Origin of the sequence: Fictibacillus gelatini DSM 15865 (assembly GCF_000430745.1) — a bacterium.
Taxonomy (GTDB): Bacteria; Bacillota; Bacilli; order Bacillales; family Fictibacillaceae; genus Fictibacillus_A; species Fictibacillus_A gelatini.
Genome location: NZ_AUMP01000003.1, coordinates 107,975 through 123,183, shown reverse-complemented (window position 1 = coordinate 123,183; position 15,209 = coordinate 107,975). Strand labels below are relative to the sequence as shown.

Sequence of the window (15,209 nt, the reverse complement as noted above, 5' to 3'; positions counted from 1 at the left end):
CCTTTTTAAAAATGAATCGCTTTTCCATCAACACTAAGAGCGGCCTCTGCCATTGCTTCAGAAAGCGTAGGATGAGGATGAATCGTATGGGCAATTTCCCACGGAGTCGCATCAAGCACCCGGGCAAGACCCGCTTCAGAAATCATATCCGTCACATGCGGCCCGATCATATGGCACCCCAGCAAATCATTTGTTGATTCGTCGACAACAAGTTTAATAAACCCGTCCGATTCCCCATAAACGAGCGCTTTACCGATTGCTTTAAATGGAAACTTTCCGATTTTTACGGTAAAGCCTTTTTCTTTTGCTTCTTTTTCCGTTAAGCCGACACTTGCCATTTCCGGATTGGAGTAAATGCATTTTGACACAAACGAAGGATCAATTGGATGAGTGTCGACCCCTGCTAAATGCTCAACAGCAACAATTCCTTCGTGTGAAGCAACATGCGCAAGCTGAAGGCCACCAATAACATCCCCTATTGCGTACATATGGCTCTCAGCTGTTTGATAATATTCATTCGTTTTGATAAAGCCATTCTCGACTTTAATCGCTGTGTTTTCAAGGCCAATTCCTTCAACATTCGCCTGCCGTCCGACGGAAACAAGAATTTTGTCTGCCGTAAATGATTTTTGTTCGCCTTTATGCTCGGCCGAAATTTGAACGTTATTCTCTTTTTGCAACGTTTCCGGAAGCACTTTGGCGCCTGTTACAAGCTTAATCCCTTTTTTCTTTAAAATTCGGGCCGCTTCTTTCGAAATGTCTTCGTCTTCTGTCGGGAGAATTCGATCGGCATACTCAATGACCGTCACATCCACACCAAAGTCATTTAACATGGATGCCCATTCAATCCCGATCACTCCTCCGCCGACGATAATGATAGAACCAGGGAGTTCCGTCAATTCAAGCGCTTCATCAGAAGTTATGACCTTCTCGCCGTCGATGTCAAGTCCCGGGAGGGTTCTTGGTCTTGAACCTGTAGCGATAATGACATTTTGTGGAACGAGAATTTCGTTTTCACGTCCATCATTAAACTCAACGGAAATCGATCCAGGCATTGGTGAAAAGATTGATGGCCCTAATATTCGGCCAATGCCTTCATACACCTCGATTTTCCCTTTTTTCATTAAATGTTTGATTCCATTGTGCAATTGATCGACAATCGCTTGTTTTCTCGCTTGCACTTTTTCAAAATTTAATGTGACGTCATGCACGCTTACTCCATATTCATCGGCTTTTTTTGAAGTGGCATATACTTCCGCGCTCCGAAGCAAAGCCTTACTCGGAATGCATCCTTTATGCAGGCATGTCCCACCAAGTTTTCCTTTTTCAACAATTGCTACCTTTTTCCCGAGCTGAGCGGCGCGGATGGCTGCTACATAGCCACCCGTGCCGCCGCCGAGAACGACAAGATCAAAATCTGTTGCCATTTATTCGGTCCTCTCCTTTAATCGGATCTCTTCCCTTAACGTAGTTGGGTATTCCTTCGCATGTTCCTCGCCTTTTAAAACCCGTAAAGCACCTTCAGCAAGGGCTTGAAGTTCATTTTCTCCCGGCTGGATAATAACGTCGCATATCCATTCGACACGTTCTGTAATTTTTTTGACAAACTCTTTTCCATATGCGAGTCCGCCCGTCAAAATAATGTAGTCAACTTGCCCTGATAACACCGTACTTGCCGCACCGATTTCTTTTGCAATTTGATAGGCCATTGCATCATAGATAAGTTCGGCTTTCTTGTTGCCTCCGGCGATCATCTTTTCGACTTTCACAGCATCGTTCGTTCCGAGGTAACCAACAAGTCCGCCCTGTCCGACCAATTTTTTCATGATTTCATCGATATAATATTCTCCTGAAAAACAGAGGTCAACAAGATCACCAATCGGCACTGTACCTGCCCGCTCCGGAGAAAAAGGACCTTCCCCGTGCAGGCCGTTATTCACATCAACAACTCTTCCATATTTATGAACTCCTACGGTAATGCCGCCACCCATATGAGTGACGATCAACCGAAGATCATTATAGGGCTTCCCAACCATTTTTGCTACCCGGCGGGCAACCGCTTTTTGGTTGAGCGCATGAAAGATGCTTTTTCGTTCTATTTCGGGAATGCCGGAAATCCGTGCTATAGGCTCCATTTCATCGACGACAACAGGATCTACGATGAACGCAGAAATATTGAGGAGCGTAGCAATCTCATAAGCAAGAATGCCGCCAAGATTGGAAGCATGTTCCCCGGCATAGCCTTTTCTTAAATCTTTCAACATCTCATTGTTTACTCTATATGTTCCGCCTTCAATGGGACGCAAAAGGCCTCCCCTTCCTACTACGGCACTGAGTTTGGAGATGTTGATTCCTTCATGGTCAAGCGCCTCCAGGATCGTTTTTTTTCGAAAATCATATTGATCAATGATCGAATGGTACGTATTGATCACATCGATGTCATGTCGTATTGTCTTTTCAAAAATGCAATGTTCATCATCAAAAACGCCAATTTTGGTAGAGGTTGATCCTGGATTAATTGTTAAAATGCGGAATTCTTTATGGTGAACCATTTAACCCTCCGTATTTTCCGTTTATCGCACACGATTGGAAAGAGCATGACGTTCATTTAATAAAAATTGGCTTCTTGAATTGCGCATTTTTTCAATACGTTCTTCTGCTAAACGATCAGCTGCAACATAAGTTGGGATTTGATCACGCTTAGAAATTTCTATGATTTTTTCAATTGTATCGTAAATCGTTTCTACTTTCTTCAAAGCACGTTCGCTATTGTAACCATTTAATTCGTCGGCTACGTTGATAACGCCGCCTGCATTAATGACGTAATCCGGTGCATAAACAATTCCCATTTCTTGAATTGCGTCACCATGTCTTGTTTCTTTTAACTGATTGTTTGCCGACCCGGCGATTACTTTTGCTTTTAATTGCGGAATCGTATCATCATTAATAATCGCTCCGAGAGCACATGGTGCAAAAATGTCACATTCAACACCGTAAATGTCTGCCGGATCGACCGCATCTGCTCCAAATTCTTGTACGACCCGGTCTACGGCTTCTTTATTAATGTCGGTTACAATTAATTTTGCTCCTTCTTCATGTAAATGTTTGCAAAGCGAATAAGCAACATGGCCGACACCTTGAACGGCGATTACTTTTCCTTCGAGTGAATCCGTTCCAAATGCTTCTTTGGCAGCTGCTTTCATACCGCGGTAAACTCCATAGGCCGTTACAGGAGATGGGTTTCCAGATGATCCAAATGCCGGTGAAATTCCCGTTACAAATGGCGTTTCCTGATAAATTAAATCCATATCTTCAACCGTAGTTCCTACATCTTCAGCAGTAATATAGCGGCCGTTTAAACCGTGAATAAAGCGGCCAAACGCCCTGAACATTTCTTCATTTTTATCTTTTTTCGGGTCGCCAATGATAACTGTTTTACCCCCGCCAAGATTGAGTCCGGCTGCGGCATTTTTGTAGGTCATTCCGCGCGCCAGACGAAGCGCGTCCTCAAGTGCCGCCTCTTCTGAATCATATGTCCACATTCTCGTGCCGCCAAGCGCCGGGCCTAACGTCGTATCGTGAATGGCAATAATCGCCTTTAATCCTGACTGTTTATCCTGGCAAAATACAACTTGTTCATAATCATACATCTCCATATATTTAAAAAGTTCCATTTTAATTTCCTCCTTGTGATTTCGCATGTTTTAACTTATAGATCGAACGGCAAGCGCAATCGAAAATAACTTACTTTCTGCCGAATCGGCTCTTGATGTTAAGACGATCGGCGCACGCGCTCCAGTGATGACTGCTCCAACTTTTGCCTTTGCAAAATAAATGAGAGATTTGTATAAGGCATTTCCTGTTTCGATTTGAGGAACAACCAGGATGTCGGCAACTCCAGCTACATCACCGCTAATTCCTTTATGCTCTGCCGCTTCTATCGATATTGCATTGTCTAATGCAAGCGGTCCTTCAACAAGACAATTTTTGATTTGTCCCCGTTTGTTCATTGCCATAAGGCAAGCCGCATCAAGTGTCGCCTGCATCGATGGATTCACCACTTCTACCGCTGATAAGACAGCCACTTTCGGGGTATCTACTCCAAGGCCGATGGCAAATTGTGCAGCATTCTCAATGATCTGCGCCTTTTGTTCTAGATCAGGCGCAATGTTCATCGCGGCATCGGTGATAAAGATAAGCCGATCATATCCAGGTATCTCAAACGCCGCAACATGAGAGAGAACTCTGCCTGTTCTCAGTCCGTGCTCTTTATGAAGCACTGCTTTTAATAAAGATGCGGTCGTTACCATTCCTTTCATGACGATATGCGCCTCGCCGCTGCTGACAGCTTTCACAGCCTCCAGTGCCGCACTATCTGCTGATGTATGGATAATTTTTAATTCATCGTTTTCTTCTAATTCAAATTGTTCTAAATGAAATCGAATTTTTTTGCTGTCACCGTACAGCAAAAATGATGCTAACCCTGATTGATAGGCTTCTTTTACTGAAGCGATCACATCTTCATCCTCTGCTCTAGCAACTGATACAATTTTTTTTGACGGAGAATGGGTGTTAAGATACATTCTTAGTTTCAATAGCTCTACCCTCCTTTAAAACACAATAAATGATACTGCAAAAAGTATGCCAAATTGAAAAAGAGGGTTTTGAAAGCGTTTACGTCCTTGAACCATGCAATTCATTTCACATCATGAAAAATAATGCATGCACAGTTTTTCAAACCGAATCGACCAATCCATACTTCTCAAGCTTATAATATAAATTCCGAAGTGAAATTCCTAATGATTTGGCGGTCTTTGTTTTATTACCATTAAACTTCTCTAAAGTTGCCTGAACAATTCTTTTTTCATAACGTTCCATTTGCACTGTTAATGGTTCGATAGACAATTCATGATTATTTTGTTCATTTCCCTTTACTAATTCCGGCTTGTCTTTTTCAATAAAGTTCATATGAGAAATATTAATATATTGTTCGTTATTATTCATATAAATGATGGCCCGTCCTAAAACGTTTTCTAGTTCACGCACATTTCCCGGCCAGTCATATTGATTGAGAAAATCGGCCGCCTCTTCAGTCACTCCCTCGATATTTCTTCCGTAATCTTGATTTAGCTTATGAATAAGGTGCTCGGTTAATAGAGGGATATCTTGCTTTCGCGAACGTAATGGCGGGATGTAGATCGGCATGCGATTTAAACGATAGTATAAATCTTCCCTGAACGAACCTTCCGCAATTTTCCGTTCGAGATTAACGTTTGTCGCCGCAATGACCCTAACATTGATCGGAATCGCTTTTGTTCCGCCCACTCTGCGAATTTCATTTTCTTGTAGTACCCTTAATAGTTTAGCTTGTGTATTGGGAGCTAATTCGCCGATCTCATCTAAAAAAATACTTCCTCCATTCGCTTCTTCAAATAATCCTCGTTTCCCCCCTCTAAGCGCCCCTGAAAAAGCGCCTTCAACGTAACCGAACAACTCGCTCTCCAACAAAGATTCTGCAATTGCGGCACAGTTTACCCTGATAAATTTGTTAAACTTCCGGCCGCTTGCATTATGAATCGCATGGGCAAAAAGTTCTTTACCTGTTCCCGATTCTCCTCGTAATAGTACGGTTGCAGGAGTTGAAGCGGCGAGTTTTGCCTGTTCAATGGCAAACATTATTTCTTCTGACTTTCCAATAATGTCTTCAAACGAATACTTCGCTTCTAATGTTCGTATAATTTGTCTTGCTCTTTGCAATTCTTCAGTCAGTTCTTTTATCTCAGACACATCTCGGATCACTCCAACACTGCCTTTTAAAATTCCATCTACAATTACCGGAGCAACATTGACAATCACTTCACGTTTATTTGGCCCAACTTTTAACCTTGCTCCGCGGACGGGTTTTCTCGTCTGCAATACTTGCATATGTATACTTTCGCCCTCTGATATATCGATGGCGGCTGGCTTTCCAATGATCTGCTCTTTTGTTAAACCAGTCAACCTTGTATACGCAGGGTTGATCATAATTCCTTTTCCTTTTTCATCGACGACAGATATCGCTTCTTCGGATGATTGGATGATCGCGTGGAGCATTGATTGTATGCTTTTTAAATTGGTTACTTCTTCAGCTAGATTAACGATTTCTGTAATGTCTTTGAATACTGCAAAAGCCCCTATTTTATTTCCACTTTCATCAATGATCGGGATCCTCGTCGTAATAATTTTCGTTCCATTGTCCAACATTTGTTCTCGATTGATTTCCGCTTCTCCATTTGCCAGGACGCGTGGCAGCTTGCTTGTCGGCAATACATCAAGAATAAATTTGCCAATGGCCTCTTCTTTCCGAATCCCTGTCATCCGTTCGGCACTTTTATTAAACAGGGTTACATTACGATCTTTGTCGATCGCAATCATCCCATCATGAGTAGCTTCTAAAATACTCCGCAATGTATTTTGCATACAAAACCCTCTTATAATTGCAATTTATTTCACATTCTTACTATACTTTTTTATGAAAAGTTTTGCAAGAATGAGTCATTCGACATTCTGTTAATGATTTTGTAAAATGGAGACAACACAGGGTGCTTTATTCTGCACTTCAAAGGAGAATTATGATGCAACGATTTATCGCCCTTATTATTATGGTCATTCCAGGCATCATCGCAGTCATAGGAATTAAATTGATGAGAGATGTCCTTTTTGGCGTTTTGCATTCGCCATTTATCAAACTCTGGCTGCAATTTTTAGCCGGCGCCATTTTTTTTGCTGTTGGTTTTGCATTTGTTGGAGGATTTATTTTTTATCGGGACCGCAAAAGAAACAAAGTGCAACCTAGATTTTCAAAAAAGAGACCCTTGTGAGGGGGTCTCTTTACTTCATTTGTATTTAGGCAAAAAACACCTTTAAAACATTTGATCAAATGTTTTAAAGGTGTTTTTTATAAGGCCGTTCTAATCCTTTCAAACGACGGACTTATGCTCGATTCTGAGTTTATCGGCAACCATCGCGATGAATTCCGAATTGGTCGGTTTTGCTTTTGACATGGAAACCGTATAGCCGAACAAAGAAGAGATGCTTTCAATATTTCCGCGGCTCCATGCTACTTCGATTGCATGCCGTATGGCGCGCTCAACCCGACTGCTTGTTGTGTTAAATTTCTTCGCAATATCAGGGTATAGAACTTTTGTAATTGAGCCAAGAAGTTCAATGTCGTTATAAACCATTGAAATGGCTTCGCGTAAATACATGTATCCTTTGATGTGTGCAGGAACTCCAATTTCGTGAATAATGCTAGTAATGCTTGCATCCAAGTTTCGGGGCTGTTTAACTGATTTGATGGCATTTGTTCGTGATGTTGATGCAGATCGTTGGACGGTCGACTTCTCACTTCCACAAATTTGGCGAATTTGATTCGCAAGATTTTCCATATCAAACGGTTTCAAAATAAAATACGACGCGCCTAAATCAACCGCTTTTTTTGTTACATCTTCCTGTCCAAATGCGGTTAACATAATGACATTTAATTGTGCGAAATTTTCATTTGAACGAATTTTTTCAAGTACGGCAAGCCCATCCAAATGCGGCATAATAATATCCAACACAAGTACATCCGGATCTTTCGTTTCAAGTAATGATAAGCATTCCTGACCGTTATAAGCAACACCGATTACTTCCATATCTTCCTGATTGGAAAGATATTCTTCCAACAAATTTATAAGCTCACGATTGTCATCCGCCAAACAAACTTTTATTTTTTGCACCATTATTCCTCCCCATACTTCTTGTTCATACGTTATAAATTCAACAATAAAACGCAAATTCCTTTATTTCAACCCCCTTTTTAGATAATTTTTTTTATTTTACTAAAATGGCTTTGATTTTCTTGAATTTACTCTTGTTTTCGACATTTTTCCTATTCATTCATATTTACCTGTGTCGAATTTTCTTTATTCAATTTATATTCTACAAGGAACTTTTAACCATGTCCATACGATAAAAGAACTATCCATTAAAATATTCAAAATTTTTATGTAAAAAAAACGAAAGACAAGCATTAGCTTGCCTTTCGTTTTTGGCCACTATATATGTCTATTCCAGCTTCTTTCAGCATCCATTCAATATGAACCCCGTAGCCCGAAGTTGGATCATTGACAAAAACGTGCGTAACTGCACCGATTAATTTCCCATTTTGAATAATTGGACTTCCGCTCATTCCTTGAACGATTCCTCCGGTCAACCGCAATAATTTAGGATCCGTTATTTTTATAACCATTCCTTTCGTTGCCGGGAATTTCTGTGGAATCGAGCTTACAACTTCTACATTAAAAGCCTGTACTTTAGAACCGTCCACGACGGTTAAAATTTTTGCAGGTCCCTCTTTTACTTCTTCTGAAAACGCGATTGGCAATGGCTCATCCCATTTGCCATTTGATATTTTTGATTGTAAATTCCCAAAAATCCCAAACTGACTATTTCTAAAAATCGTTCCTAATGTTCGATCATCATTTGAAAACCGTGCTAATTTTTCTCCCGGATGACCGTTGCTTCCTTTTTCAATTGACGTTACAGTTGACTTTACAATTTGGCCATTATTGACAACAATAGGGCGTTTTGTATCCATATCTGAAATAACATGCCCTAATGCACCGTATTTATGCGAAACGGGATCATAAAAAGTCAGAGTGCCAATGCCCTGTGCCGAATCCCGAATATAAAGACCAATTCGATAAGAGTGATCATTTTTATCTTTTAACGGCATCAAATGTTTATGAAAGGTTTTTTTATTGCGGATAATAGTTACATCAAGTGAGTGTCCGGCTTCTCCAGCTTTTTTTACAAATGGAGCAACATCGCTCATTTTCTCTATTGCTTCGCCATTGATTTTTGTAATAATATCCCCAACTTGTATATCTGCGAGTTCCCCAGGGGATTTATGTCCATTAACGGTTTGAACGAGATGGTGCCCGACAACAAGAACACCTAATGTGTTTAATTTCACTCCAATTGACTGCCCGCCCGGTATTACTTTAAATTCGGGCAATACGTTAACCCCCACTTTTTTTATAGGAAAGCCTGCTACATTTAAAGTGACCATTGAATCACCTTTTTCTTTCGCATCAATGGAAAAGGAATTCTTCTTCCCTTTTTCTGCTTTTCCTATCGAATAAACAGCGTTTTGTTTGAATTGGTTTTCCGCTTTTATTCCTGTAGGAAGGTGGGAAATAATTTTGCTTTGCCCTTGAAAAACATGAATAGAAGAAGGAAGGTTTACATAGTCCCTGATAGGCTCTAAAAAACCAACTCCTACTAAACATCCAAGGAGAATTACACCTACAATCCGTCTTATATAATCATTTTTCATTTTTCACTCTCCTCGTTGACTCACCCACACCTCCACCATGGCTGTAACTATAATTTTGCCTCAGACCCTTTAGTTTATAACTGTTTCAAAAGAAAAAAGCTATCCTATTTTGGATAGCTTTTCAACTGCTTCTTAAGATGATTTTTTTATTTCTTCGGCGAGTTCAATCAGTTCTTTTGCATGTTTAATCGTTAAATCCGTTATTTCTACTCCTGAAATCATACGGCCGATTTCTTTTACTTTTTCTGAAGTTTCCAAAAGGGAAACATTTGTCACTGTACGATCATTTAAAACATTTTTCGAAATGTGTAAATGTTGATCTGCCATTGCAGCGACTTGAGGTAGATGTGTAATACATAATACTTGTGAACCGACAGAAACTTTATATATTTTTTCTGCGATGGCCTGTGCTACTCTTCCGCTTACTCCTGTGTCTACTTCGTCAAAAATAATTGATGCAACATCTTGATGTTGTGAAAAAATGGATTTCAACGCTAAAATTACTCTTGAAAGTTCCCCTCCGGACGCTACTTTTGCCAGAGGCTTAAGCGGTTCACCTGGATTGGTTGAAATGTAAAATTCAACTTCATCAATCCCTGTTTTACCGAACCGGTCTATTAAAGGGGTTTTATAAGAAGCCGTCTCATTTTTAAATTGAATATCAAAAACCGTTTTTTCCATGTATAACTCTTTTAATTCACGGTGAATCGCTTCTTTTAGCTTGTCCGTCAATAGCTTGCGTTCATTGCTAAGTTCAAGCGCTGCTGTTTGCAACTCCACCATGATTTTCTCTAAATTGGCCTTTAACTTATCGATTCGTCCATCTTTATTTTTCAACAGCTCAAGCTCTTCCTTAATCTTCTTTCCATAATCAATGATTTCATTTACAGTATTTCCATATTTCCTTTTCAGGTTACTAATTTCATTTAACCTGCTTTCAATTAAGTTTAACCGTTTTGGATCAAACTCAAGCGTTTCAAAATAGGATCGTATGGCATACGAAACTTCTTCTAACGCATAAAAATGATTGGCCATATTTTCATGCATTTTTGATAATGATTCATCTAAATTAGAGACCGTTTGAAGATGCTCTAATGCGACGGACACATATTCAAGGCCTTTTTGGTCACCGTAAAGGTTAAAATACGCATCTTGAAGATTGTTATAGAGCTTTTCAAAATTTCCGAGCTTAATTCGCTCTTCCAAAAGTTCTTGATCTTCATTTGGTTTTAATTTCGCATTTTCAATTTCTTCAAGCTGGTATTGAAGAAGGTCGAGCCTTTGATTCATTTGCTGTTCATTTTTTGTTAACGTATTCAATTGCTTGGTAATTTCTTTATATTGTTCATAAATCTGTTTATATTGTAACAGCGCTTTGCTGATGATATCTTTACCAAAACTGTCAAGGAGATGGAGATGTTTTTCCGGCTGAAGCAAAAATTGGGTTTCATGTTGTCCATGAATATCAACTAATAGTTGTCCCACTTCTTTCAGAACGGAAAGTGTAACAAGCTTACCGTTTATTCGGCATACACTTTTTCCCGAGTCTGTAATATCACGTTTTAAAATAACCATTTCATCCGTAATATCAATGCCAAGTTCCATCACTTTCTCATGAATTGGATGACTTTGAGTGATATGAAAAAGTCCTTCAATCTCTGCTTTATTTTTGCCAAATCGTACAAATTCGCTAGAGCCGCGCCCTCCAATGAGCAAACCAATCGCATCAATGATAATTGATTTTCCTGCACCAGTTTCACCTGTTAAAACAGTTAAGCCTTTTTGAAAAGAAATCGTTAAGGAATCAATTATAGCAAAATTACGTATGGTTAATTCTGCTAACACTTCTATCACACCTTATCAAAAAATTACAACATATCTAGAAAACGTTGGGAAATTTCGGGGCTATATTCCCTCGAGCGGCAAATAATTAAAATGGTGTCATCACCGCAAATTGTTCCCATAATTTCTTCCCAATCTAAATTATCGATTAAAGCACCGATCGCATGTGCATTTCCCGGCAACGTTTTCATCACAATCAGGTGATCGGCGTGATCGATACTTACGAAACTGTCGACCAGGATTCTTCTTAATTTATGCAACGGATTAAACCGTTGATCTGCCGGCAAGCTATATTTATATCTGCCGTCACTCATCGGCACTTTCACAAGATGTAACTCTTTTATATCCCGGGAGACAGTCGCCTGTGTAACGTTAAAATTAGCCTGCCTTAGCCGATCAACAAGTTCGTCCTGTGTTTCAATGTCGTTATTTGCAATAAGTTCTCGAATTTTAATGTGGCGTTGGCCTTTGTTCACGTTTGTTCCACCTCATTTAATTTCTATTCGACACTATTCTTTATTCCTTTATCTTATAATATTGCATAAAACTTGTCACTTTCTTTTCGAAATCGATAACTTTCGTTTTTTAAAAAAGAACGGGAAGATTTTTCCCGTTCTTTAGTCCCGTTCTTTTTTGAAAGCGTGATGTGCATCTTCTACAACCTCATCAATTATACTTGCATTAAAAGACCGTTCTTCTTCCGGTGCTAAAGAAAGATGTAGTAAAAATTCGATATTCCCATCGCCGCCTGTGATGGGCGAATAGGATAAATGCAAGACGTGATACCCTTCACTCCTCGAAAAATCAACCATTTCTCGAATGACCCGGCGATGAGTTGCCGGATCGCGGACAATTCCTTTTTTCCCGACTTCCTCTCTTCCCGCTTCAAATTGTGGTTTGATCAGTGCAATAACGTCGCCATTTTGTTTTAAAATCGACTTTAATACTGGCAGTATAAGCTTTAATGAAATAAATGAAACATCGATCGTTGCAATATCGGGCAGGCCAAATTTTAAATGGTCACGTTCAACATAGCGAAAATTGGTGCGTTCCATAACTTCGACACGCTTGTCCTGTCTTAATTTCCAGGCTAATTGATTGTAGCCCACATCAAGAGCATAGACAAATTTTGCCCCATTTTGCAGCGAACAATCCGTAAACCCACCGGTAGAAGCCCCAATGTCGAGGACGACTTTATCGGTAAAATCGATGTTAAATTCTTTTATCGCTTTTTCAAGTTTCAAGCCTCCCCGGCTGACATACGGAAGCACATCTCCTTTAATTGTTAGCGGAGTGTCCCTGTCTATTTTCAATCCAGGTTTATCTATTCGCTCTGTATTGCTATAAACAAGCCCTGCCATGATCGACCGTTTCGCTTTTTCTCTCGTTTCACATAATCCCCGCTCAACGAGCAATACATCAACCCGTTCTTTTTTCATGTGAGTAATCCTTTTTTCGTTTTTCGATTGACCAGCCGTTTTACTCTCTCGACTGCAGCCTCGGTTGTTAAATCAATTTCATTAAGCAATTTATCGACACTGCCATGTTCAATAAAGCAATCCGGAATTCCCATACGGTCAACAAGTATATGGTCAAAGCCGCCATCATGGATATATTCCAGGACGGCACTGCCAAACCCGCCTTGCAGAACCGCTTCTTCAATTGTCAAAATCGGAAGTCCTTCATTTAGAAGGCTTAGCATAAGCTCCTCATCAAATGGCTTAATAAACCGGGCATTAATTACTTTAACGGAAATCCCCTGTTTCGCGAGAATTTCCCATGCTTTTAGCGCCAGCGGTATGGTTGTGCCGAACGTTAAGATGGCCGCTTCATTTCCTTCTTTCAACACTTCCCATGAGCCGATTGGAATGGTTTCAAATTCCTCATCCATTGGAACACCGGAGCCATTTCCGCGCGGAAGGCGAACGGCAATGGGACCGTTATTATATTGAATCGCGGTATACACCATATGTTGCAACTCATTTTCATCTTTCCCCATCATAATGACCATATTTGGAAGATTGCGCATAAATGCAATGTCAAATACGCCTTGATGGGTTTCGCCATCCGCCCCGACAAGGCCAGCCCTGTCAACGGCAAACACGACGTTCAAATTTTGCCGTGCTACGTCATGAACTAACTGATCATATCCACGCTGCAAGAATGTAGAATAAATCGACAAAACCGGCTTCATATTTTGTGTAGCTAGACCTGCAGCAAGTGTTGTTGCATGTTGTTCTGCAATTCCCACATCAATTAGGCGGTCAGGAAATTCCTTTCCGTAATCCACTAATTTTGAACCGACCGTCATTGCCGGAGTAATCACTACAATTCGGTCATCATTTCTTGAGATTTTTTGCAACGTGTCGCTCACTACTTTGCTATAGGATGGACCCGTTTGTTTTTCCGGCTTAATGCTTTCACCTGACTCGATTTTATATTGCCCTACACCGTGCCAATTTCCGGTAGCATCCATTTCCGCCGGAGCATATCCCTTCCCTTTTTTTGTGAGAACATGCACAAGTACAGGGCCTTTCGTTTTTTTGGCATATTTTAAATTATCCTCTAACGCTTCGAAATCATGGCCATTTACCGGTCCAAGATAAGTAAATCCTAACTCTTCGAAAAACATTCCAGAAACAAGCAAATATTTCAAGCTGTCTTTCACGCGCTCGGCTGTAGATGCCAGCTTCCCGCCAAAAGCGGGTATTTTACGAACTAGCGATTCCAGTTCTTCTTTTGCTTTATTATATTTTCTAGCCGTGCGCAGACGGCCGAGCACATTATGAAGAGCTCCGACATTTGGCGCAATCGACATTTCGTTGTCATTTAAAACAACAATTAAATCTTTTTGTTCATGTCCAATATGATTCAATGCCTCAAGCGCCATACCACCTGTTAATGCCCCGTCTCCTATAACGGCAATAATTTTATCATCAGTTCCTTTTAAGTCCCGTGCAATCGCCATTCCCATTGCCGCAGATAACGAGGTAGAACTATGCCCGGTCTCCCATACATCATGCTCGCTTTCAATTCGCTTCGGAAATCCGCAAAGCCCTTTAAACTGGCGAAGAGTATCGAATTGGTCCGCTCTTCCCGTCAATATTTTATGCACATAGGATTGATGTCCGACGTCCCAGATGATTTTATCTTTCGGGCTGTCAAATTCTTTATGCAAAGCTAATGTCAATTCAACAACACCAAGATTCGGGCCAAGATGTCCGCCTGTCATAGATAATTTTTCGATGAGAAAATCCCGAATCGCCTTTGCAAGCATCGTCAATTGTTCTTTGCTATATGTTTTTAAAAATTGAGGGTTTTGAATGTCTTCCAATTTCATGGAAAAATCCTCACTTTCCATATGAATTCCTTCTTTTCCCTTTTTTAGAAGAAGTGTCAAATAGTTTAATCTTTAATTTTTCCTCAAAAAAATAAATTAGTCGAGCGACTTGAAAAATAATCGTTGTCGCATGTTGTATTGCAAATGATTTGCCGAGCGCTTTTCCCCCGACCGTTACCGCCGCCACAACACTCGTGAACACTACAGATACGATATATTCAAAAAGAGAACCGCTCTTATGGCCGAGGTTGACCGTCAATTCAAGTACAACCGCGGCAGAGGCTGTTCCACTAATGATTCCAGATATATCACCAACAACGTCATTACAAAAATTGGCCACCCTGTCGGCATTTCTTGTAATATAAATCGCATGTCTCGCTCCGGCGACCCGTTCAGAGGCCATTGCATGAAAAGGAACTTCCCTCGCCGCTGTTGCGGCTACACCAATAATATCAAAAATAACGCCCGTAAGTATAATAAGGAAAACAATAAGCATTCCAATCGCCCACGTCACCCCGCGGAGCATTGACGTTGATATGACTGAAAAAAGAGCCGCTAACACTAGCGTGATAACGGCTATACCGGTACTCCATTTGATTGATTTATCGAATGAGTGTTTCATGAACAACTCCTTAAAGTCACTTTTTAGCGTTATGTATGGTGGAG

Annotated in this window: 12 protein-coding genes and 1 pseudogene; 1 reads left to right on the top strand and 12 read right to left on the bottom strand. The window is 40.4% G+C overall.

The features are described 5' to 3' along the window. Positions 1–5 precede the first annotated feature (5 nt). The 5 genes and pseudogenes from lpdA to H538_RS23220 form a co-directional block, all read right to left on the bottom strand. The gene (lpdA, locus tag H538_RS0106055) at positions 6–1,427 is read right to left on the bottom strand and encodes a dihydrolipoyl dehydrogenase (protein WP_026676837.1); all 1,422 of its coding nucleotides are present in this window, start codon (positions 1,425–1,427) and stop codon (positions 6–8) included. After that, complete coding sequence (gene buk / locus H538_RS0106050; RefSeq protein ID WP_026676836.1) at positions 1,428–2,552, bottom strand: butyrate kinase; 1,125 nt, start codon at positions 2,550–2,552, stop codon at positions 1,428–1,430. Between the two features lie 21 nt (positions 2,553–2,573). Then, positions 2,574–3,674: a branched-chain amino acid dehydrogenase gene (bcd, locus tag H538_RS0106045; RefSeq protein ID WP_026676835.1), complete on the bottom strand. Its 1,101-nt coding sequence runs from the start codon at positions 3,672–3,674 to the stop codon at positions 2,574–2,576. Positions 3,675–3,704: 30 nt separating this feature from the next. After that, positions 3,705–4,595: a phosphate butyryltransferase gene (yqiS, locus tag H538_RS0106040; protein ID WP_407636375.1), complete on the bottom strand. Its 891-nt coding sequence runs from the start codon at positions 4,593–4,595 to the stop codon at positions 3,705–3,707. A gap of 139 nt (positions 4,596–4,734) precedes the next feature. Further along, positions 4,735–6,438: pseudogene (locus tag H538_RS23220) on the bottom strand (sigma-54 interaction domain-containing protein); the annotation flags it as partial. Positions 6,439–6,614: 176 nt separating this feature from the next. On the opposite strand from H538_RS23220, the gene H538_RS0106030 reads away from it, so the two are divergent. Further along, positions 6,615–6,860: a DUF2627 domain-containing protein gene (locus tag H538_RS0106030; RefSeq protein ID WP_026676833.1), complete on the top strand. Its 246-nt coding sequence runs from the start codon at positions 6,615–6,617 to the stop codon at positions 6,858–6,860. A 99-nt stretch (positions 6,861–6,959) separates the two neighbouring features. On the opposite strand, the gene spo0A is transcribed toward H538_RS0106030, so the two are convergent. The 7 genes from spo0A to H538_RS0105995 all read right to left on the bottom strand — a co-directional run bounded on the left by spo0A (position 6,960) and on the right by H538_RS0105995 (position 15,165). Beyond that, on the bottom strand, positions 6,960–7,760 hold the full coding sequence (gene spo0A, locus H538_RS0106025) for a sporulation transcription factor Spo0A (RefSeq protein ID WP_035350325.1): 801 nt from the start codon (positions 7,758–7,760) through the stop codon (positions 6,960–6,962). A 293-nt stretch (positions 7,761–8,053) separates the two neighbouring features. Further along, positions 8,054–9,361, bottom strand: a complete 1,308-nt coding sequence (gene spoIVB, locus H538_RS0106020; protein ID WP_026676831.1) for a SpoIVB peptidase — start codon at positions 9,359–9,361, stop codon at positions 8,054–8,056. Between the two features lie 132 nt (positions 9,362–9,493). After that, positions 9,494–11,206, bottom strand: a complete 1,713-nt coding sequence (gene recN / locus H538_RS0106015; RefSeq protein WP_026676830.1) for a DNA repair protein RecN — start codon at positions 11,204–11,206, stop codon at positions 9,494–9,496. Positions 11,207–11,229: 23 nt separating this feature from the next. Beyond that, the gene (gene ahrC, locus H538_RS0106010; RefSeq protein WP_026676829.1) at positions 11,230–11,679 is read right to left on the bottom strand and encodes a transcriptional regulator AhrC/ArgR; all 450 of its coding nucleotides are present in this window, start codon (positions 11,677–11,679) and stop codon (positions 11,230–11,232) included. A 141-nt stretch (positions 11,680–11,820) separates the two neighbouring features. Further along, positions 11,821–12,642: a TlyA family RNA methyltransferase gene (locus tag H538_RS0106005; protein ID WP_026676828.1), complete on the bottom strand. Its 822-nt coding sequence runs from the start codon at positions 12,640–12,642 to the stop codon at positions 11,821–11,823. Beyond that, positions 12,639–14,543, bottom strand: a complete 1,905-nt coding sequence (gene dxs, locus H538_RS0106000; RefSeq protein WP_026676827.1) for a 1-deoxy-D-xylulose-5-phosphate synthase — start codon at positions 14,541–14,543, stop codon at positions 12,639–12,641. The genes H538_RS0106005 and dxs overlap by 4 nt, the downstream gene beginning before the upstream one ends. 10 nt (positions 14,544–14,553) lie before the next feature. Next, positions 14,554–15,165, bottom strand: coding sequence for a CNNM metal transporter family protein (locus H538_RS0105995; RefSeq protein WP_026676826.1), 612 nt, complete (start codon positions 15,163–15,165; stop codon positions 14,554–14,556). Between the last annotated feature and the right edge of the window lie 44 nt (positions 15,166–15,209).